At 62.5% G+C, this 20,943-nt stretch carries 16 protein-coding genes and 5 tRNA genes; 16 read left to right on the top strand and 5 right to left on the bottom strand.

Annotated features, from left to right (window positions below; genetic code table 11):
* Nucleotides 1-148: 148 nt before the first annotated feature.
* The gene (locus VWY75_RS11445; protein ID WP_416539811.1) at nt 149-421 is read right to left on the bottom strand and encodes a YrhK family protein; all 273 of its coding nucleotides are present in this window, start codon (nt 419-421) and stop codon (nt 149-151) included.
* 292 nt (nt 422-713) lie between these two features.
* Entirely contained in the window at nt 714-1,769 is a 1,056-nt protein-coding gene (locus tag VWY75_RS11440) for a Leu/Phe/Val dehydrogenase (RefSeq protein ID WP_416538972.1), read from the bottom strand.
* Nucleotides 1,770-1,898: 129 nt separating this feature from the next.
* Here VWY75_RS11440 and VWY75_RS11435 point away from each other — a divergent pair, with 129 nt between their 5' ends.
* The 8 genes from VWY75_RS11435 to VWY75_RS11400 all read left to right on the top strand — a co-directional run bounded on the left by VWY75_RS11435 (nt 1,899) and on the right by VWY75_RS11400 (nt 4,621).
* Complete coding sequence (locus VWY75_RS11435) at nt 1,899-2,354, top strand: Lrp/AsnC family transcriptional regulator (RefSeq protein ID WP_340545927.1); 456 nt, start codon at nt 1,899-1,901, stop codon at nt 2,352-2,354.
* Nucleotides 2,355-2,455: 101 nt separating this feature from the next.
* Nucleotides 2,456-2,530 (top strand) — tRNA-Val (locus VWY75_RS11430).
* Between the two features lie 148 nt (nt 2,531-2,678).
* Nucleotides 2,679-3,248, top strand: coding sequence for a histidine phosphatase family protein (locus VWY75_RS11425; protein WP_416536883.1), 570 nt, complete (start codon nt 2,679-2,681; stop codon nt 3,246-3,248).
* Between the two features lie 77 nt (nt 3,249-3,325).
* A tRNA-Val gene (locus VWY75_RS11420) sits at nt 3,326-3,401 on the top strand.
* Between the two features lie 150 nt (nt 3,402-3,551).
* Nucleotides 3,552-3,923, top strand: coding sequence for a hypothetical protein (locus VWY75_RS11415; RefSeq protein ID WP_416538971.1), 372 nt, complete (start codon nt 3,552-3,554; stop codon nt 3,921-3,923).
* 330 nt (nt 3,924-4,253) lie between these two features.
* A tRNA-Asp gene (locus tag VWY75_RS11410) sits at nt 4,254-4,330 on the top strand.
* Between the two features lie 50 nt (nt 4,331-4,380).
* Nucleotides 4,381-4,457 (top strand) — tRNA-Asp (locus VWY75_RS11405).
* 87 nt (nt 4,458-4,544) lie between these two features.
* Nucleotides 4,545-4,621, top strand: a tRNA-Asp gene (locus VWY75_RS11400).
* A gap of 127 nt (nt 4,622-4,748) precedes the next feature.
* On the opposite strand, the gene VWY75_RS11395 is transcribed toward VWY75_RS11400, so the two are convergent.
* Nucleotides 4,749-6,140: a M20/M25/M40 family metallo-hydrolase gene (locus VWY75_RS11395; protein ID WP_416538970.1), complete on the bottom strand. Its 1,392-nt coding sequence runs from the start codon at nt 6,138-6,140 to the stop codon at nt 4,749-4,751.
* Nucleotides 6,141-6,463: 323 nt separating this feature from the next.
* On the opposite strand from VWY75_RS11395, the gene hemA reads away from it, so the two are divergent.
* The 3 genes from hemA (at nt 6,464) to ispG (ending at nt 10,373) form a co-directional block, all read left to right on the top strand.
* The gene (hemA, locus tag VWY75_RS11390) at nt 6,464-7,687 is read left to right on the top strand and encodes a 5-aminolevulinate synthase (RefSeq protein ID WP_340545923.1); all 1,224 of its coding nucleotides are present in this window, start codon (nt 6,464-6,466) and stop codon (nt 7,685-7,687) included.
* A gap of 131 nt (nt 7,688-7,818) precedes the next feature.
* The gene (locus VWY75_RS11385; RefSeq protein ID WP_340545922.1) at nt 7,819-9,042 is read left to right on the top strand and encodes a helix-turn-helix domain-containing protein; all 1,224 of its coding nucleotides are present in this window, start codon (nt 7,819-7,821) and stop codon (nt 9,040-9,042) included.
* 209 nt (nt 9,043-9,251) lie between these two features.
* Nucleotides 9,252-10,373, top strand: a complete 1,122-nt coding sequence (gene ispG, locus VWY75_RS11380; RefSeq protein ID WP_340545921.1) for a flavodoxin-dependent (E)-4-hydroxy-3-methylbut-2-enyl-diphosphate synthase — start codon at nt 9,252-9,254, stop codon at nt 10,371-10,373.
* 235 nt (nt 10,374-10,608) lie between these two features.
* Here the strand turns inward: ispG and VWY75_RS11375 are convergent, their stop codons facing one another.
* Together VWY75_RS11375 and VWY75_RS11370 are read right to left on the bottom strand one after the other, a co-directional pair.
* Nucleotides 10,609-11,397: a DsbA family protein gene (locus VWY75_RS11375; RefSeq protein WP_416538969.1), complete on the bottom strand. Its 789-nt coding sequence runs from the start codon at nt 11,395-11,397 to the stop codon at nt 10,609-10,611.
* Nucleotides 11,394-12,782, bottom strand: a complete 1,389-nt coding sequence (locus VWY75_RS11370) for a M48 family metalloprotease (RefSeq protein ID WP_416538968.1) — start codon at nt 12,780-12,782, stop codon at nt 11,394-11,396. Before VWY75_RS11370 ends, VWY75_RS11375 begins: the two co-directional genes overlap by 4 nt.
* On the opposite strand from VWY75_RS11370, the gene VWY75_RS11365 reads away from it, so the two are divergent.
* The 5 genes from VWY75_RS11365 to VWY75_RS11345 all read left to right on the top strand — a co-directional run bounded on the left by VWY75_RS11365 (nt 12,781) and on the right by VWY75_RS11345 (nt 20,933).
* Entirely contained in the window at nt 12,781-13,929 is a 1,149-nt protein-coding gene (locus tag VWY75_RS11365) for a pyridoxal phosphate-dependent aminotransferase (protein ID WP_416538967.1), read from the top strand. The two genes, VWY75_RS11370 and VWY75_RS11365, sit on opposite strands and share 2 nt — an antisense overlap.
* Nucleotides 13,930-14,093: 164 nt before the next feature.
* On the top strand, nt 14,094-15,374 hold the full coding sequence (locus VWY75_RS11360; RefSeq protein WP_416538966.1) for an N-acetylmuramoyl-L-alanine amidase: 1,281 nt from the start codon (nt 14,094-14,096) through the stop codon (nt 15,372-15,374).
* A gap of 187 nt (nt 15,375-15,561) precedes the next feature.
* On the top strand, nt 15,562-18,063 hold the full coding sequence (locus VWY75_RS11355) for a penicillin-binding protein 1A (RefSeq protein ID WP_416534237.1): 2,502 nt from the start codon (nt 15,562-15,564) through the stop codon (nt 18,061-18,063).
* A gap of 179 nt (nt 18,064-18,242) precedes the next feature.
* The gene (prfB, locus tag VWY75_RS11350; RefSeq protein ID WP_340545916.1) at nt 18,243-19,367 is read left to right on the top strand and encodes a peptide chain release factor 2; all 1,125 of its coding nucleotides are present in this window, start codon (nt 18,243-18,245) and stop codon (nt 19,365-19,367) included.
* Between the two features lie 141 nt (nt 19,368-19,508).
* Nucleotides 19,509-20,933: an amidase gene (locus VWY75_RS11345; RefSeq protein WP_416538965.1), complete on the top strand. Its 1,425-nt coding sequence runs from the start codon at nt 19,509-19,511 to the stop codon at nt 20,931-20,933.
* Nucleotides 20,934-20,943: the final 10 nt, after the last annotated feature.

The following is a 20,943-nucleotide window of genomic DNA, read 5'->3' as shown; positions in this document are numbered from 1 at the left end:
GAAGAAATAGATCAGTTCGCCGCATTGTTGGGCCGCTTGATTGCCGCACCAGGGGATACGCTGGCCTGATATGACAGGGCGACGAGAAACCGGTTGTTGGCCGGTCCGCCGGGCGGTGGCTCTGGCGGAGACGCGGGCGCGGGCCGTGTCATTGGCGGGTGATATCGTCATAATCGCCAAGTCGCAGATAGGCGTATTCACGGTAGAGTTTGATCGTCGGGCGCAGGCCGAAGAGGATGGATCCTACCAGAAACAGCCATGTGCCGGGGGTGACGGTTGCGTCGTTGAAGAACAGGATTGAACCTATCACAAACAGCACCGCAGCGGAGACATCGACCATCGTGTAGGCGATTTCACAATAGGCGTAGATCTTCTTGTGGCGGTCGCTGCGATTGCGATTGTCGGGGTGGAACAGGGCCATCATGTCCTCCGTCGGTCTGTGTCGGCTGCTTTTACCCTAACGCGCGGGGGGGAGGATTGGTTCAAAGCGGGTCTTCATAGCGGCAGTCAGTGCCCCTCAGGGGTCCCCGCAGGTCTCGCAAGAAAAAGGGCGACCGCAAAGGGTCGCCCAAATCAGGTTTTATTATTGTTTTCCCGAGGTTTCGGGTTCTTCCGTCTGGCGCCCGCTCTTATTCGGCGGGCTTGATCCAAGGCGCTGCATTGGGCAGCGCATCTTGGACGTTCGGGGCGGGCGACAGGGCCGCGATGCCGGGTCAGGCCGCTTTGGGCGCCATTTTTGCCTGCACGGTGGCGATGGCCACGGCGTCGGGGCTGACGTCATCGGCGGTGGCCTGCTTCAGGATTGCCGCCATGGTGACCTCCAGCGCCTCAAGCCGTTCGGCCACAAAGCTGTTGCGGTTGCCGATTTTCAGGATCTCGGTGGCGACATTGATGATGCCGCCGCCATTGGCCACGAAATCGGGCGCGTAGAGGATGCCGCGCTTGTGCAGTGCGGCTGCATCCTCGGCCGAGGCCAGCTGATTGTTGGCACCGCCTGCGACCAGAGCAACCTTCAGCTGCGGAATGGTTTCGCTGTTGAGGATGCCGCCGATCGCGCAGGGGGCAAAAATATCGGCCTCCACCGCGTAGATCTCATCGGGGGCGACAGCAGTGGCGCCAAAGGCGGCAACTGCGCGTTCAACCTGTGCGCTGTTTACATCGGTGACGATCAGCTTGGCGCCGGCCTTGTTGAGAAAATCGCAGAGATACCAGCCGACATGGCCCAGGCCCTGAACCGAAACAACCCGGTTTCTGAGGTCGATCTGGCCGGTTTTATGCGCCCAGGCGGTGCGGATCGCATTGAAGATGCCGCGCGCCGTGATGGGTGAGGGGTCACCGGAGGCATATTCACCATCGGCAAGCCCGGCGACGGAGCTGGTTTCCTCGGCCAGGATGGCCATGTCCGCGGGGCTCATGCCCATATCCTCGGCGGTGATGTAACGCCCGTCCAGGCTGTCGATGGCGCGGGCAAAGGCGCGCAGCAGCTCCGGGGTTTTCTGGGTGGCGGGATCGCCCATGATCACCGCCTTGCCGCCGCCAAGCGCGAGGCCTGCTGCGGCGTTTTTGTAGGTCATGCCTTCGCTCAGGCGTTTGACATCGGTCAGCGCGTCATCGGCGCTGGCGTAGGGGCGCATCCGCAGCCCGCCGGCCGCCGGGCCAAGCAAGGTGGAATGCACGGCGATAAAACCGGTGAGACCAACCGAGGCATCCTCGACGCGGTAGATTTCTTCATGTGTCGAGGTGGCGACGGGGGTGATTGTGGCTGTCATCTTTGGATTGCTCCTCCATTTCACCGCAGAATACCGCCGCGCAACCGCCGGTTTCCTCCAAAATACGTCGCAGTTATTGATGTTGTTGGTGGTTTTCCCTAATATTTGGCAAACATTAGGGGGAAACACGTGGATAAGATTGATCGCAGGATTCTGGCCGCCCTGCAGGAGAACGGTCGGATGAAGATCGCCGAGCTGGCGGAGCGAGTCGGCCTCTCTGCGACGCCCTGTGCGCGGCGGGTCGCCAATCTGGAGGACAGCGGCGTGATTTCGGGCTATTCGGCGCGGGTCGATCAGGCCGAGGTTGGCCTGCCGGTCACCATCTTTGTCGCGGTGGAGCTGGAACGCCAGTCCAGCGAAGGGTTGCAGGCCTTTGAGGCAGCGGTGCGGCGGTTCGATCAGGTGATGGAATGTTATCTGATGACCGGGAGCCGCGATATTCTGCTGCGGGTCGTGGCGCAGGATCTGACCGATTTCGATCAGTTTCTGGAGCATCGTCTGATGCGGGTCCCCGGCATTCGCAACACCCGGTCCAGTTTCACCCTGCGCACGATGATCTGCCGCAATGTGCTGCCGCTGGAGTAGGAGGGGGCAGCGCCCGTGCGGCGCAAAAATCGCAGCGCAGCGGGATTTTTCATCACCCCCCTCTTGCAGCGACGCGCGACCGGCGGTATGACCGCCGCCAAGGGTGATTAGCTCAGTGGTAGAGCGCTTCGTTCACATCGAAGATGTCAGGAGTTCAAATCTCTTATCACCCACCATCCTCCTTTTGCAGTGCCGATTAGCTGACCTCTGCGTCTTGTGGTGCGGACGTGGTGTCGCGTTTCGCGCTTGGTTCTTCTCAGGCCGGAGAAACCTGTCTAGATGTTTAGGCGAGGGCCGGAGGGTCGGGCATCAACGAGGGCGGGCATGGACTATCCGAAGATCTGGTTTCTGCGGCATGGGCAGACGGAATGGAACGCCGAAGGGCGCATTCAGGGACAGCTGGAATCGCGGCTGAGTCCGCTGGGGATTGAGCATGCGCAGCAGCAAGCGGGGCTGATGGCGCCGATTCTGGCACAGGGGCCTGCCTGCTATGTCTCGCCGTTGGGGCGGGCGCAGCAGACGGCGCAGATCGCGCTTGGCGGTCAGCCCTATGTCACCGACGCCCGGCTGGCCGAGGCGCAGGCCGGCGTGTTTCAGGGCATGACCCGTGCCGAGGTCGCGGCTGAATACCCGGATATCTACGCCGCCAACCCGCTCAATCTGGATTTGTTCTGTGCGGCGCCACAGGGCGAGGGCTTTGCTGCGTTTCAGGCCCGGATCACGGATTTCCTGACCGGGCTGAGTGAGCCGACCGTTGTGGTGGCGCATGGGCTGTGGGGGCAGGTCCTGCGCGGGGTGATCTGCGGCTTGTCGCGCGCGGAAATGGCCGCCTTGCCCAATGAACAGGGCTGCATCTACGAGTTGTCGCAGGGCATGGAGCGGGTGCTGCGCTAGGGGCGGGAATTTTTTCGCAGATTTTTGCGATTTGCCTCTTGCGCAGAGCGCGCGCATTCTCTAAATCCGCGCTCACCGGGTCGTTAGCTCAGTTGGTAGAGCGCTTCGTTTACACCGAAGATGTCGGGAGTTCGAGCCTCTCACGACCCACCATCCCCCCCCCTTGAATTCCATATCAATAAGCTCTGCCAGCGCCAAAGTTGCGAGGCATATGGTTTCGCAGTAGGCTCATGTCGCTCCTTCGGCGCATTTCCCGCCGGAGGGAAGTTTTTTTTACCGAGTATATGACGTGGAGTTTATGTCATGAAATATTTTGCAATCCTTTCAGTCGTGGTCTCTGTCCTGTTCTGTCTGCCCGCAGCGGGGCAGGCCGGGTCCTATAAGCCGATCAAGACCGAGGCGGAGTTTCTCGCTCTTGTCGGTGGCAAGACCCTCAGCGCCGATTGGGGCAGTATGCAGATCCTGCCCAACGGGAAAATCAAGGGAAAGACCAACCAGGGCAAGCTGGTTGGCGCCTGGCAGTGGAATGGCGCCCTGTGGTGCCGCAATGTCCGCATCGGCAAGCAGCCGGAGCGGGGGACGGACTGCCAGAAAATCGGCGTCTCTGGAAATCAGCTGCAGTTTATCCGTGAGCAGGGCCGGGGCGCGGCCGTTGTCATGGTGATCTCCAACTGATCAGGACTAACCGGTGGCGCGGCTCTGGTACGGGGCGCCATCGGTGCTGTCTGCGGCACCTTGCGGCTGGATGGCGCTGTTGTTGTCGCCGCTTGGCTCCGTGATCCGCGGATCTGAGGTTGGCTGTGATTTTCCTGATCGATTATCCCTGGTGTCCGGCGGGACGCCAGATGGGAATTTCGGAAAAACAATGGGTTAGGCGGTAATTTGGCGGTGGCTTTGTTTTTTTTCACGGAAACCGGAGAAAATGCCAAAACACCGCTTGACGATCCCTCGGTGCTGCGAATATTACAGCCCAACATTCAGCGGCGACGTTGGATGGAACAGCAAGCGGTTGTAGCTCAGTTGGTTAGAGTACCGGCCTGTCACGCCGGGGGTCGCGGGTTCGAGCCCCGTCAACCGCGCCACTGCTGTCCGCCCCGGATCCGGGTTAAGGGATCCAGATGAAAGTAAATGCGCGGTTGTAGCTCAGTTGGTTAGAGTACCGGCCTGTCACGCCGGGGGTCGCGGGTTCGAGCCCCGTCAACCGCGCCACTTTCGTACGATGCCCTGTCGTTCAGGGTCCGCCCCGGAGGGGATATATAGGTCAGGCTGCTGCCTGATTTGCCGAAAGGCCCATGCGCGGTTGTAGCTCAGTTGGTTAGAGTACCGGCCTGTCACGCCGGGGGTCGCGGGTTCGAGCCCCGTCAACCGCGCCACTTTCTTCCCTAAATTTGTGGATGAACGCTCCCTGCTTCGGCGGGGTTTTTGCGTTTTGTGGCGGGGCGTTACGGTGATTGCCCTGTCGAGATGTGGTGCGCGCCGGAGCGCACACCACTGGTGATCTTACGCTTTGGTCAGCGCGTCCAGCACGCGTGCCCAGGAGCGGATGCCCTTGTGGAAGCTTTCCAGATCGTATTTCTCATTTGGGGAGTGGATGGCGTCATCTTCATTGGCAAAGCCGATCAGCATCGCATCCATACCGAGGATGGATTTGAAGAAGCCGGCAATGGGGATCGAGCCGCCCATGCCGCAGAATACGGCTTCGCGGTTCCATTCATCCGACAGCGCACCGCGGGCGGCTTCGAACTCGGGGCGGGCGATATTCATCACCGAGGCACGCGAGCCCTCCAGATCATTGTCCCAGACCACCTTGCAGTCAGGCTTCAGCCGGTCTTCGACATGTTTGCGGATCTTCAGGCGCAGCGCATCCGGGTCCATGTCGCCGACCAGACGGCAGGTGATCTTGCAATGCGCCTCAGACGGGATCACGGTTTTGGAGCCGGCACCGTTGTAGCCACCCCAGAGGCCGTTCACCTCCAGCGTTGGGCGGGCCCATTGCTGTTCCAGAACCGAGCGGTCCTTTTCCCCGTGGGCCTGAGTATAGCCTGCGTTGGAGAGATAGTCCTTTTCATCAAAGCCGCAGCCTTCCCACTGGCGCAGCTGCTCTTCCGGCACCTCATGTACGCCCTCATAGAAGCCCTCAACCGCGACCTTGCCGGTGTCTTCGTCATAGAAGGACGCGACGATGCGGCTGATTTCGCGCAGCGGGTTGAGGCCGGGGCCGCCGTAATGGCCGGAATGCAGGTCGATGCGCGGGCCGATCAGGGTGAACTCATCCTTCAGCATGCCGCGCAGCTGCGAGGAGATCGACGGCACCCCGCGCGACACCATCGAGGTGTCGCAGATCAGCGCCAGATCCGCTTTCAGCTCGGCTGCGTGCTGTTCCATGAAGGGCACAAGAGAGGGCGAGCCGCTCTCTTCCTCGCCCTCAAAGAAGAAGGTGATGCGGCAGGGCAGGGTGCCATTGACCGCCTGCCAGGCGCGGCAGGCTTCGACAAAGGTCATCAGCTGGCCCTTGTCATCCGAGGCGCCACGGCCGCGAATGACGGTGCCGCGCGCGGTCTCTTCCAGTTGCGGCTCAAACGGGGGTGAGGTCCAGAGGTTCAGCGGATCCACCGGCTGCACGTCGTAATGGCCGTAGAACAGCACATGCGGCAGCGCCTCATCCTGAGGGCCGACGTGACCTACCACCATCGGGTGGCCGGGAGTGACGCGCTTTGCGGCCTCGATGCCGATGGATTGCAGATCCGCCACCAGCCAATCGGCAGCCTTGTCGCATTCGGCCTTATAGGCGGGATCGGTGGAGATCGACTGGATGCGCAGCAAATCCATCAGCCGCTGCGTCGCGGCATCAAGGTCGCTGTCAATCCGGTTCAGGACGTCGTTCAAGGACATGGTTAGGGGGCTCCTGCAATTGATGATTGGCTCGCCGCGAAGCCTAACAGTGCCCGTCGGCAGGGGCCAGAGGCCGCCCACCTGTGATGTGCCAGTGATAAGCCTGTGATATGCGTCGGTTTGTAGCGTCAAACGGGCGTTACAATTCTTGCTGCCGTCGGCGCAAAGGTCTATTTGACCTGCATCAAGGCTGGACCGGCCCCTTCACCGTATTTGATTGATCAAACGGAGGGATCGGGTTATTTATTCGGTAACGTGAATATATCAGCCCGACCACAGCTCGCGCCAGATCCGCTGGTGCCAACTATGCCATGGAGATGCCGGTGGACTATACCGCGAAACTCGACCAAGCGATTGCTCAGCTTCACACCGAAGGTCGCTACCGGACATTTATTGATATCGAACGGCAGAACGGTCAGTTTCCACATGCGGTCTGGACCCGTCCAGACGGCAGCAAACAGGACATAACGGTCTGGTGCGGCAACGATTATCTGGGCATGGGTCAGCACCCGGTAGTGCTGGAGGCAATGCATGGGGCCATTGATGCCACCGGTGCAGGCTCCGGCGGCACCCGCAATATTTCGGGCACCACGGTCTATCACAAACAGCTGGAAGCCGAGCTGGCGGACCTGCATCAGAAAGAGGCGGCGCTGCTGTTCACCTCGGCCTATATCGCCAATGATGCCACGCTGAGCACGCTGCCCAAGCTGTTTCCCGGTCTGATCATCTTTTCCGATGCGCTGAACCACGCCTCGATGATCGAAGGTGTGCGGCGCAATGGCGGGGCCAAGCGCATCTTCCGCCACAATGATGTTGCGCATCTGCGGGAGCTGCTGGCAGCGGCGGATCCTGCTGCACCCAAGCTCATCGCCTTTGAATCGGTCTATTCCATGGATGGCGACTTTGGCCCGATTGCCGAGATCTGCGACCTGGCTGATGAATTTGGCGCGCTCACCTATATCGACGAAGTTCATGCGGTTGGCATGTATGGCGCGCGCGGTGGCGGTGTGACCGAACGCGACGGGCTGATCGATCGCATCGACATTGTGAACGGAACCCTGGCCAAGGCCTTTGGCGTGATGGGCGGCTATATCGCCGCATCGGAAAAAATGTGCGACGCCATAAGATCTTATGCGCCGGGCTTCATCTTTACCACGTCGCTGGCCCCGGCGGTAGCGGCAGGGGCGGCGGCCTCGGTTGCCCATCTGAAGACGGCGCCGGAACTGCGCGAACAGCACCAGTTGCAGGCACGGATCCTGAAGATGCGGCTGAAGGGGCTTGGCCTGCCGATCATCGACCATGGCAGCCATATCGTGCCGGTGATCGTCGGCAACCCGGTCCATACCCAGAAGCTGAGCGACATGCTGTTGTCGGATCACGGGATCTATGTGCAGCCGATCAACTTCCCGACAGTGCCGCGCGGCACCGAGCGGCTGCGCTTTACCCCATCCCCGGTACATGGTCCCAAAGAGATTGACGCCCTGGTCAAGGCAATGGATGGGCTCTGGTCGCATTGTGCGCTGAATCGTGCCGAAATGGCGGGCTGAATCATAGCGCTGTGTCAAAATGGTAAGATTGTGGTAGTATGACCATAATCAAAGGGCGCAGGCGAATCGCATTCCGCGGATCCATGACGTCCTGAATGTCGAATGCGGCAGGCTAAAATGGGACAGCAGGCATGATCGGGCGCCTTACTCAGCGCAAATCGAAGACGCACGACGAATCGCCAAGGCCTCGCAGCTTTGATGATTACGAGCTTCGGTTGGGTGACATTATGCGCGGTGAACGGGCCACGATGGGCAAGTCGCTGCTGGATGTCCAACGTGAGCTGCGGATCAAAGCCTCCTACATCGCCGCGATTGAGAATTCTGACCCGACTGTCTTTGACACGCCGGGTTTTATTGCGGGTTACGTGCGCTCTTATGCGCGCTATCTCAATATGGATCCCGACACCACATTTGACGCCTTCTGCCAGGAAAGCGGTTTCCAGGTGGCCCATGGCATGTCCGCCGAGGCATCAGTGCGCAAATCCGCCGGGAAACCGATTGCAACCGGCATGGGTGGGCTGCGCAGCGATGCCTTCACCTCTCCCAATACTCCCTTCGTACCCGCAGCCAGCAGCGTCTTCAGCCAGATCGAGCTGCGCGCGGTGGGGTCGCTTGCGGTGCTGGTGGCGCTGATCGGCGGCATTGGCTACGGCGGTTGGGCGGTTCTGAAAGAGGTCCAGCAGGTGCAGATGGCGCCGGTGGATCAGACCCCCATCGTGCTGGCCGATCTGGATCCGTTGGCCGGGGCTGCCCGCGAGGGGGATGCCCAGAACGAAGATCCCGCACTTGAGGCGCTGGATCGGCTCTATCGCCCGCAGGCGCTGGACGTGCCGGTCATGGTGCCGCGCGACGGCCCGATCGCGACGCTTGATCCACGCGGCTTCGGCAATTTTGTCATGCCGGAGCTGCCCTCGGTTGCGCTGGCAGATGCCAGCCTCAGCACGGCAGCACCGCTGCCCGCCATGCCGCAGGTCGTGGAAGAGACCGCGCCCGCGCTGCAGATGGTCGCCGTGCGCCCGTCCTGGGTTCAGGTCACTGCCGTGGATGGCAGCGTGATCTTTGAAACCATCATGGAGCCGGGTCAGCATTTCGAAATTCCCGCCACCGAAGAGGCACCGCTGCTGCGCACCGGCGAGAGCGGCGCGATTTACTTCGCAGTGAACGGCGCCCATTACGGACCGGTCGGCGAACGGGGGCAGGTGACGAAGAACGTCGTGCTGTCCTCCGATGCGCTCACCGAACGGTTTGCGCTGGCCGATCTGAGCGAGGATCGCAACAGCGCACTGGCCACGCTGGTCGCTGAATTGCAGGCCAGCAGCCTCACCGTTCCCGTGACCGAGACCACGGGCGAATAGGCCCCGTCCGGCCCGGATGTCTCCAGCCGGGGCGTCTGACCTGCCTCTGCCGTACAGCTGACCTTTCTGAGCCCGGGCCTCCCTCATGGGCCACGCGTGGTGATTGCGACATCTGGCCTGCGACCTTCAGGATTGCCCGCCTCCCATTGAAGCTGCGCGAGACTGCGCGTATCTATGCCCGGAACCCTGAACAGCGCGGACCGGACCTCATGTCGATCAACCACATTCGCCCCTGGCGCCACATCGAACGCCGCAAAAGCCGCCAGATCCATGTCGGCAATGTGCCTGTGGGTGGCGATGCGCCGATTGCGGTGCAGACGATGACCAATACGCTGACCACGGATGTTGCGGCGACGGTGGCCCAGGTGCAGGCCGCAGCGGAGGCTGGCGCTGATATCGTCCGGGTCTCGGTCCCGGATGAGGCCTCCTCCAAGGCACTAAAGGAAATCGTTCGCGAAAGCCCGGTGCCCATCGTTGCCGATATCCATTTCCACTACAAACGCGGTATCGAGGCCGCCGAAGCTGGCGCTGCCTGCCTGCGCATCAACCCGGGCAACATCGGCGATGAAAAACGCGTGGCCGAAGTGATCCGCGCGGCCCGCGACCACAATTGTTCGATCCGCATCGGCGTCAATGCCGGTTCGCTGGAAAAACACCTCCTCGACAAATACGGCGAACCTTGCCCGGAGGCGATGGTGGAGAGCGGTCTGGATCACATCCGCATCCTTCAGGATCACGATTTTCACGAGTTCAAGATTTCGGTCAAAGCCTCCGACGTTTTCATGTCCGCCGCCGCCTATCAGCAGCTGGCCGAGGCAACCGATGCGCCGATCCACCTTGGCATCACCGAGGCCGGGGGCTTTGTCTCCGGCACCATCAAATCCGCCATCGGCCTTGGCCAGCTGTTGTGGATGGGCATCGGTGACACGCTGCGGGTCAGCCTCTCCGCCGATCCGGTGGAAGAGGTGAAAGTGGGCTTTGAAATCCTGAAATCCCTCGGCCTGCGCCACCGTGGCGTCAATATCATCTCCTGTCCCAGCTGCGCGCGGCAGGGGTTTGATGTGATCAAGACGGTGGAGGCGCTCGAAAAGCGCCTGGAACATGTGAAGACCCCGATGAGCCTCAGCATCATCGGCTGTGTGGTGAATGGCCCGGGCGAGGCGTTGATGACAGACGTGGGTTTCACCGGCGGCGGCGCGGGATCGGGCATGGTTTATCTGGCCGGCAAGGCCAGCCACAAGATGTCCAATGATCAGATGGTGGATCACATCGTCGAAGAGGTAGAGAAAAAGGCGGCTCAGCTGGATGCAGAGGCCGCCGCGGCGGAATAGATCCGCGACCACAAACTGACAACGAGATGAGCAAAAGGGCGCTATGATGACATCAGCGCCCTTTTCTCGTGTCTGTTTCGCCCGTCATCTTTCCCGAAATACTCCGGGGGTCTGGGGGCTGGCCCCCAGTGTGACCTGTGTCTGGGGGCTGGCCCCCAGTGTGACCTGTGCCTGGGCGCAGGCCCCCAGACCGCCCTGCATATAGGGGACAACCTGCGTCACAGCCCCAGAAAAATCAGCTGCGGTTCTCGCGGATCTCGGCGACCATGATTTCCATCTGATCGGCGGGCAGGTAGCCACGCAGCAGCTCATCGCCGAGGACAAAGGTCGGGGTGCCCGAAATCGCCAGCTGCTGGGCCAGCGCGCGGGTTTCCTGCAGCTGACGGGCAATCTCGGGATCTGACATCCGCGCGAGGATCGCATCGGCGTCCAGATCCAGCCCCTCTGCCAGACGGCGCAGCGTGCCTTCGTTCGGCTCGCCTCCGAGGGTGATCAGCGCGTCATGCACCATCTTGTAGGCTTCATCCCCGGCGACCATCTTGGTGGCGATCGCAAACCGCGAGGTCAGCACGGAAGCCTCGCCGAGGATCGGGAATTCCTTGATGATCAGGCGGATATTGCCATCGCCGGAGACCAGTTTTTCCACCTCTGGCGCGGCGCGGCGGCAGTAGCCGCAGCGGTAGTCCATGAATTCGACCAGCGTGATATCGCCCTCGGGGTTGCCGCCGACCCAGGAAAACCCGTCATCATGCAGCGCGGTCATATTCTCGGCCACCAGCGCATCGTCGCGGGCGGCCTCATCGGCGGCCTGCTGCTGTTCCAGCTTGTTGACAGCCTCCAGGATCACCTCCGGGTTATCCAGCAGATAGGCACGCACCTCGGCGCCAAAGGCGGCGCGTTCCTCGGCGCTCATCTTGCCGAGGTCGAGCGCCGAAGCGGCAGGAGCGATCATCAGCCCAAGCGACAGGGCGGCCGCCGACAGAACAGGCAGCGCCGGGGCGGGAAGGCGGGCAATACGGGTCATCTCGATTTCCTTTTTTCGTGTTGTTCGGCGGCAATCAGCACATCTTGTGCACGTCGCCAGGCAGGGGATCCGGTGGGCAGCTGCGCGGTGGCCCGTGTGGCATGGAGACCCGCATCCTTCAGCCGACCCTGTAGCGCATAGCGCTCGGCGGTGGCCAGTGCTGCCATGCCGGACTGGCCAAGTTTCGCGTAGGCCTGCGCCATGTCCCGCAGCATGTTGGCGTTGCGGAAATCCTGCGCGCGGGAGGCCTCAAGGGATTTCAGCGCCGCTTTCGGCTGGCCCGCCGCCAATTGCGCGCGTCCAAGGCTGGCGAGGATCAGCGGATCACGCCCCGCCTTCTGAACGGCCCGGCCATAGGCGGCAAGTGCCGGCTGCCAGCGGCGGTTCTCCATCAGGATCTGGCCTTTCAGCTCCTGAAAATAGGGATCGGAGGGGCGGATCGCGAGGGCGCCGTCGATGGCGCGCAGGGCCATGTTCAGATCGTTGCGGCGGTGATGGGCGATGGCTTCGCGCATCAGGCGCACATCCTTGTAAGGCTCATCCCCGATCCGGCGCAGGGTCCATTTGGGTGACCGGGTAAAGGCTGACAGCTTGCCGCGCACCCGCGCAAACCAATAGATCGCGTTGGCATCGGGTTTGGCGCTGTCACCGTGGCTCGCCAGATAGGCCTCGGCGGCGCGGATCCGGTCGCGGCTGAGCGGATGCGAGCGCATATAGGGATCCTGATTGACCGGGCTCAGCAGCTCTTGCCCGGCAAAGATCTTGTGCACATCGACCAGTCCGCGCGGGCTGACACCGGCCCGTTGCAGGATGCCTGCGGCGGTGCGGTCGGCAGAGGCTTCCTCGGCGCGGGTATGAGCCAGAAAGCCGCGCAGCGCGGAGGATTGCGTGCCAAGCGCGATTCCGGCGGCGGCTTCCCCGGCGCCAGCGGCAGCCGCCAGCACCGCAAGAGCTGCGCCAAGCCCCGCTGCGGAGCGCGCAGAGCGCATGTTCTGCATCCGCCGGGACAGGTGGCCATTGGTGATATGCGCGGCCTCATGGGCAATCACGGCCTGCAGCATCTCGGGGCGGTCCACCTTCAGGATCAGCCCGTAATGTATGAAAATCGTTTGGGAATCGATGACGAAAGCATTGAAGGAGCCGTCATTGACCACCAGCACCCGCACCCGTTTGGCATTCAGCCCGGCGGCGCGCAGCACCGGGGCTGCCAGCTCATTCAGTCCGCGTTCGATATCAGGATCGCGCAGCAGCGAGATCGAGGCCGCCTGCGCCGCGGGGGCCAGTGACCCCGCGACGAAACACAGCGCGGCAAGGGCCAGAGCCGGGATTGACGCGAGGCGGGAGAAGCGGTCAAAGGTCATGGCCGCACCATGGGAGATCAACATGCGAAACTCAAGCCGGTCCAACGTGGATCCCTTCATTGTGATGGATGTGATGGACGCCGCACGCCGGGCCGAGGAAGCTGGACGCCATATCATTCATATGGAGGTGGGCCAGCCCTCAACCGGCGCGCCGGATGCCGCGCGCAGGGCGCTGGCGGAGGCGCTGGATCGCGACAGCCTCGGCTATACGGTGGCGCTGGGTCTGCCGGCGCTGCGCAAGCGGATCGCGCAGCTATATGGCGACTGGTACAATGTTGATCTGAATCCGGAGCGGGTGGTGATCACGCCGGGCTCTTCGGGGGCGTTCCTGCTGAGCTTTACCGCGCTTTTTGACAGTGGCGACCGGGTCGGCATCGGTGCGCCGGGCTATCCCTCCTACCGTCAGATTCTGCATGCGCTGGGGCTGACGCCTGTTGATATCGAAACCTCGCTTGATCACCGCCTGCAACCGGTGCCGCAGGATCTGGCGGGGCTGGATCTGGCGGGTCTGATGGTGGCCTCACCGGCCAACCCGACCGGCACCATGCTGGACCGGGATGCGATGGCGGCGCTGATTGATGCGGCACAGGGGCAGGGGGCGGCCTTTATCTCGGATGAGATTTATCACGGCATCGAATATGAGGCGAAAGCGGTCACCGCACTTGAGGTGACGGATGAGTGCTATGTGATCAATTCCTTTTCCAAGTATTTCTCCATGACTGGCTGGCGCGTGGGCTGGATGGTGGTGCCGGAAGACCACGTACGGGTGGTCGAGCGCATCGCGCAGAACATGTTCATCTGCGCGCCTCATGCCAGTCAGGTTGCCGCGCTTGCGGCGATGGACTGCGGTGCGGAGCTGGAGGAGAATCTGGCGGTCTATGCGCGCAACCGGGCGCTGATGCTGGAGGGGTTGCCAAAGGCCGGGTTTGACCGGATCGCGCCACCGGACGGGGCGTTCTACGTTTATGCGGATGTTTCCGAGCTGACCAATGACAGCCGCGCCTTTGCCAAGGAGATCTTGGATCAGGCCGGGGTGGCGGTGACGCCGGGGCTGGATTTCGATCCCAAGCGCGGCGCGACCACCCTGCGGTTCTCCTATGCGCGGTCGACGGCGGATATCGAAGAGGGGCTGGCGCGGCTCAAGAGCTTTATGGAGCAGCGTCGGGTCTGAGAGCGCGTCGCGAAAGGGCAGGCCGTGCGGGGCAAGCGGATGAGGCTGGCAATCAGGCCTCGCGATGGCTTAGTCTTTGGCCAAAAGCCGTGCCGCCACCAGCCGCGCGGCCATCCTGTGTCCTTATGGCCGGGCAATACAAAAAAACGGGCGGAGCAACAGCCATGAGCAGACCTATAAAAGCCCTCGCAGCCCTGCTGCCGGCCCTGGTGATCGCGATGACGCCGCCGGTTGTCGCTGAGGAAACAGCTGCTGCCAGCAGTCAGATCAGCGGGCAGGGCTTCAGCGGTCTGGCGCGGATCCTGCCGCAGGACAGCCGCGCCGCCGATCGCCGCTCGGGGGTGGATGTGACATTGGCGCTGAGCCAGGGGGTGCCGTATCGGCTGTTCACGCTGGATGGCCCGCCGCGCGTGGTGCTGGATTTTCAGGAGGTCGACTGGAGCGGCCTCGGGGCCGAGGCGCTGGTGACAGAGGACGGCATACGGACGGCGCAGTTTGGCACGTATGTGCCGGGCTGGTCGCGGCTGGTGCTGGAGTTGACGCGCCCAATGCAGGTCGAGACGGCGGCGATGGAGGTTGATCCGGTGACAGCGGCTGCGGGTCTGACCGTTGCCCTGCGCGAAACGAGCGCGGAGCAATTTGCCAAAACCACCGGCGCTCCGCGGGATGCCCGCTGGGATCTGCCCGCACCAACGCCAATGATCGCACCCGAGGACAAGGATTCGCTGGCGCCGCTCTTGGTGGTGATTGATCCGGGTCATGGCGGCATTGATCCGGGGGCGGAGGCCTTTGTTCAGGGCGGTCTGGTGCAGGAGAAGGATCTGATGCTGCAATTCGCCATCGAACTGGGCGAGATGCTGGTGCGGTCGGGCCAGTTCAATGTGCAGCTGACGCGTGACGACGATTACTTCGTCTCGCTTGAGCGGCGGATCGCGCTGGCGCATCAGGCCAAGGCGGATCTGTTCCTGTCGCTTCATGCCGACAGCCTGTCCGAAGGGCGCGCTCATGGCACCACGGTCTACACGCTGTCGAAAGACGCCTCTGATGCGGCCTCGGCGACGCTGGTGGAACGTCATGAACGCGGTGATCTGCTCGCGGGGACCGATCTGAGTCAGGTCGATGACCGGGTGACCGATGTGCTGCTGGATCTGGCGCGGGTGGAGACACATCCGCGCAGTCAGGCGCTGGCCCGGGCGCTGGTCAAGGGGCTCAAGACCCAAGGTGGGGCAATGAACCGCCGACCGCTGCGCGAGGCGGGCTTTTCTGTGCTAAAATCGGCCGACATCCCCTCGGCGCTCGTGGAAATCGGATTCCTGTCCAGCCCGCGCGATCTGGCCAATCTGATGGACCCGGAGTGGCGCGAACGCACGGCGCGGGGCATCCTGAATGGGCTTTTGTCCTGGCGCATTGCCGATGATGAGACCCGCCCGCTGGTGCGTCAGTAGCTGCCGCTCGCCGGGATCGCCGGTCAGGCGGAACGGATCTGGCCCAGCGGCGTTTGATATCCGGGGACGGCCAGCACCGCTTTCCCCCTGTTTTCTCCGGGTCAGCGGCATCAATATGCCGTTTCCCGTTTTGACCCCACGCGCCGCTGCACCTATATAGGCGGCACTGCGCGAGAAAGGCTCTACAGTGGTCAGATATATTCTATCGTTCTTTGGTTCCATCTTCAGCACCATCACGCTGGGCATCGCGATGATCGCGCTGACCATTGGTGCGGTGTTCTGGATCTATGGCCGGGACCTACCCAGCCATGAATCACTTGCGCAGTATCAGCCGCCGACGATCAGCCGGATCTACTCCGGCGAGGGGCAGCTGATTGACGAATTTGCCCAGGAACGCCGCCTGTTCACGCCTTCCGAGGAAATTCCCGATCTGGTCAAACAGGCTTTCATCTCGGCCGAGGACAAGAATTTCTACAGCCACAAGGGCTATGACATGCGCGGCATCGCCGCGGCGGCGGTCGAGGCGGTGCGCTCGCGCGGGTCGAACGTGCGCGGCGCCTCCACCATCACCCAGCAGGTGATGAAGAATTTCCTGCTCTCCGGGGACCGCAAGGCGGAGCGGAAGGTGAAGGAGCTGATCCTGGCTTCCCGTCTGGAAGATACCCTGAGCAAGGAAGACATTCTCGAACTTTACATGAACGAGATCTTTCTGGGGCAGAACTCCTATGGCGTGGCCGCAGCCGCCCAGACCTATTTCAACAAGACACTGAGCGAACTGGCCCCGCATGAGGCCGCGACGCTGGCGGCCATGCCAAAGGCGCCGTCGGATTATCACCCGGTCCGCCAAAAGGACCGCCTGCTGACCCGCCGCAACTACGTGCTGCGCGAGATGCGCGAAAACGGCTATATCTCTGATGCGGTCTACAAGGTCGAGGTCGATCTGCCGCTGCGCTCGGTGCAGAATGGCGATTTTGAGAGCTTCCGCACCGCGCTGCCGCCGCGCGATTATTTTACCGATGAAATCCGTCGTCAGCTTTCGGAGGATTTTGGCGAGGGCGAATTCTTCACCGGCGGCTTTACGGTGCGGGCGACGATCGACGAGGAGATGCAGGCCGAGGCCGCTGTTGCGCTGCGTGCGGGTCTTCAGGACTATGACCGGTCGCGTGGCACCTGGCGGGGCACTGGCGTGACGCTGGACGCCGATCTGCTGGCATCCGAAGACAGCTGGCGCGCGGCGCTCAGCGCTGCTGCCGTGCCGCGTGATATCGAACTGGGCGGCAAATGGCATCCGGCGGTTGTGCTGGAGGTCGGTGACCAGAGCATCAGCGTAGGCGTCGAGGAGGTGGCCGAAATCGGCTCGGTTCCGCGCTCTGACATCAAATGGATGAAGGGCAGTTTCAAGGACAATCTCGCCACCGGGGATGTGGTGCTGGTCCGCGCGGTCGAAAAGGACGGCGCACTGCAACATTGGTCGCTGCGTCAGGTGCCGGAAGTGCAGGGCGGCTTTGTCGCGATGGATGTGAACACGGGCCGGGTTCTGGCCATGCAGGGCGGGTTCTCCTACCAGCATTCGGTGTTCAACCGCGCCACACAGGCGCAGCGCCAGCCGGGCTCCAGCTTCAAACCCTTTGTCTATGCGGCAGCTTTGGACAGCGGCTATAGCCCTGCGACCATCGTTGTGGACGCCCCGATCGAGATCAACACCCCGCAGGGGCTGTGGCGCCCCAAGAACTCCACCAACAAGTTCTACGGCCCGACACCGCTACGGACCGGAATCGAGATGAGCCGGAACCTGATGACCATCCGACTGGCCCAGGAGGTCGGCATGGAGGTGGTTGCAGGCTATGCGGAGCGTTTTGGGGTCTATGACAATATGGGGGCTTTCCTTGCCAACTCGCTGGGGGCCGAGGAAACTACACTCTACAAGATGGTGGCGGCCTATGCGATGTTTGCCAATGGCGGCGAACGGGTGCAGCCGACACTTGTGGACCGCATTCAGGACCGCCGGGGCGAGACCATCTATCGCCATGATGACCGTGACTGCGTGGACTGCGCCTCGCCTGCGCTGGCACCGGGGCAGGCGCCCCGGATCGTGGACAACCGCGAGCAGGTGATGGATCCGATCACCGCCTATCAGCTCACCTCGATGATGCGGGGCGTTGTGGAGCGTGGAACCGCCTCCAGCGTGATCAACCTGCCGGTGCCGACCGCAGGCAAAACCGGCACCACCAATGACTCGCGCGATGTGTGGTTTGTCGGTTTTACCTCCAATATCGTGGCGGGCTGTTACATGGGTTATGACCAGCCGCGTCCGATGGGCCGCGGCGCCTATGGTGGCACCATGTGTGGTCCGGTGTTCCAACAGTTCATGCAGAAAGCCACGGCCAAATATGGCGGTGGTAAGTTTGCGGTGCCGGAGGGCGGCCATTTCATCAAGATCGACCGCTACACCGGCGCGCGCCTTGCCGATGCGGCTTCGGGGGCCAATGTGGTAGCGGAGTATTTCCGCGATGGCGAGGAGCCGATCTTTGGCCTGGCATTTGACGGTGGCTTTGCGATGGGATCGAACCTACCGCTGTTTGAAGAAGCCGCGCAATCGGCGCGCCGGGTGACCACATCGGATGGTGGCACGGCCGTTCTGGGACCGAAGGCGAGTTTTGGCACCATCAGTTCCGGCGGGCTTTACTGACGCCGACTGTTTTGGACAGAACCTATCTGAGGGGCGGGGCGTGGAATTCATGACCCCGCCCGTTTTATGCTCTGCGGTGGCGTGGTGCGCCAATCGCGCTGCTGCCTGCTGCGTCGGCTTGCCCGCAGGGCGCGGGTGGTTTATCACGCAGGCCTGATACGTGATTTCAAGGGATTGCCATGCGCGCCGAAACTCAGAACATCGTGGCCGATATCGAAAAGTCGCTGGAGCTTTTGGCGCAGCGTCTGGATTGGGAAACCGCAGAGTTCCGCCTGGAAGAGTTCAACGCCCGCGTTGAGGATCCCAACCTGTGGGACGACGCCGAGGCGGCGCAGGCCCTGATGCGCGACCGGCAGATGCTGGTTGATGCAATCGACACCTATAAATCCATCAAGCAGGATCTCAGCGACAATATGGAGCTGATCGAGCTGGGCGAGATGGAAGAGGACGATGAGGTCATCGCCGATGCCGAGGCCGCGCTGAAGGCGCTGAAGGAAAAGGCCGCCGAAAAGGAGCTGGAGGCGCTGCTGGATGGCGAGGCCGACAGCAATGACACCTTCCTTGAGATCAACGCAGGTGCTGGCGGCACCGAGAGCTGCGACTGGGCGTCGATGCTGGCACGGATGTATGTCCGCTGGGCAGAGAAAAAGGGTTACAAGGTTGAACTGCAGTCCGAAAGCGCGGGCGAAGAGGCGGGGATCAAATCCGCCGCCTACAAGATTTCGGGCCACAACGCCTATGGCTGGTTGAAGTCGGAAAGCGGCGTGCACCGTCTGGTGCGGATTTCCCCCTATGATTCCGCAGCCAAGCGCCACACCTCGTTCAGCTCGGTCTGGGTCTACCCTGTGGTGGACGACAATATCGAGATCGAGGTGAACCCGTCGGATATTCGGGTGGATACCTATCGCTCCTCCGGTGCCGGTGGCCAGCACGTCAACACCACCGATTCTGCGGTCCGCATCACCCACGTGCCCACCGGCATCGTGGTCACTTCCTCTGAGAAGTCGCAGCACCAGAACCGTGACATCGCCATGAAAGCGCTGAAGTCGCGGCTCTATCAGCTGGAGCTGGACCGCCGGAACGCCGATATCAACGCCGCCCATGAGGCCAAGGGCGATGCCGGCTGGGGTAACCAGATCCGTTCTTACGTGTTGCAGCCCTACCAGATGGTGAAGGATCTGCGCACGCAGCACGAGACCTCCGACACCAAAGGTGTGCTGGACGGCGATCTGGACGGGTTCATGGCGGCAACGCTGGCGTTGAACGTCGCCGGAAAGAGCCGCTCGGAAGCGCAGGGCGAGTGATTTCGACGCGGCATCCTGCCGCTTTGCGATAGCAGCACCCCCGGTTGAGAATTTGCAGACCCGTTTGCCTCGGCAAGCGGGTTTTCTTTGTGTTTTGCTGCGGCTAGGCTGACATCATCTGCCAGCCAGGAGCCCCCGGAGATGACCCAGATCCAGACCAGCGCCCGCGAGATCCTGCGCGATCTTTCGACCGGGCGTCGTCGCGCAGAGGCGCTGATGGAGGAGACGCTGGACCGCATCGAGGCGATCAACCCGAGCGTCAATGCAATTGTGGCCCTGCGGGCGCGAGACGTGCTGCTTGCCGAGGCGGCCGCTGCCGATCGGGCAGAGACGCGGGGGCCGCTGAACGGGCTGCCGATGGCGGTCAAGGATCTGGCAAATGTGGCTGGTGTTCCTTCGACGCAGGGTTCGCCATTGCTCGCGGATTTCGTGCCGCAGACGGACGATCTGATGGTGGCGCGGTTGCGGGCGGCGGGGGCTGTAATCATCGGCAAGACCAACACCCCGGAATTCGGCCTTGGGTCGCATACCTATAACCCGATCTACGGGGCGACGGCCAACCCCTATGACCGCAGCCGCAGCTGCGGCGGTTCCTCCGGCGGCGCGGCGGTGGCATTGGCGACCGGGATGGTGGCGCTGGCGGACGGGTCCGACATGATGGGATCTCTGCGCAACCCTGCCGGCTGGTGCAATGTCTACGGTTTCCGTCCCAGCTGGGGGCGGGTTCCGAATGAGCCGCGCGGCGATCTGTTCCTGCATCCGCTGTCCACCAATGGGCCGATGGCCCGCAGCCCCGAGGATCTGGCGCTGCTGCTGGATGTTCTCTCCGGTCCCGATCCGCGTCAGCCGTTCTCGACCGGGTTTGCGGCGGCGGATGGTGTCGCCCCCCTGCCTGCCGCGCGACCGATGCGCATTGGCTGGCTTGCGGATTGGGGCGGTGCCTATCCGATGGAGGCGGGCATATTGGAGACCTGCGAGGCCGCGCTGGAGGTGCTGCGCGGTTTGGGGCATCAGGTCGAGCCGATTGCACCGCCTTTTGCGGCGGAGCGGATCTGGCAGAGCTGGAGCACGCTGCGTTCCTTTTCCGTGGCCTCTGGTCTCAGGGTGTTTTCCGGGCAGCGGCAACAGCTGAAAGCCAGCGCCCAATGGGAGCTGGAACGGGGCATGGCGCTGAGCGGGCAGGAGGTTCAGGCAGCATCTGATTTGCGGTCGGACTGGCAGCGTGTCGCGGCGCGTCTGTTTTCGCAGTATGACGCGCTGGTGCTGCCGACCGCGCAATGCTGGCCCTTCGATATCACGCTTGAGCACCCGCAGGCGATCAACGGCACCGCGATGGACAGTTACCACCGCTGGATGGAGGTGGTGACACCGGTCAGCCTGCTGGGCCTGCCCTGTCTGGCGGCTCCGGCGGGGTTTGGAGCTGGTCGGCTGCCGATGGGCCTGCAGATCTTTTCCGCCCATGGCCGCGACCGTGACCTGCTGGCGCTGGGGCAGCAGTATCATCTTGCGACCCGCTGGCCAGAGCGGCGCCCGCCCGAGCTGCCGTGCTCGGACACGCCCCTGTAAGGAGATCCTC

The sequence above is a fragment of the Phaeobacter sp. JH20_08 genome (assembly GCF_048056635.1).
Lineage (GTDB): Bacteria > Pseudomonadota > Alphaproteobacteria > Rhodobacterales > Rhodobacteraceae > Phaeobacter > Phaeobacter bryozoorum.
The sequence above is the reverse complement of the archived record's forward strand: the minus strand, read 5'-3'. Positions and strand labels throughout refer to the sequence as shown.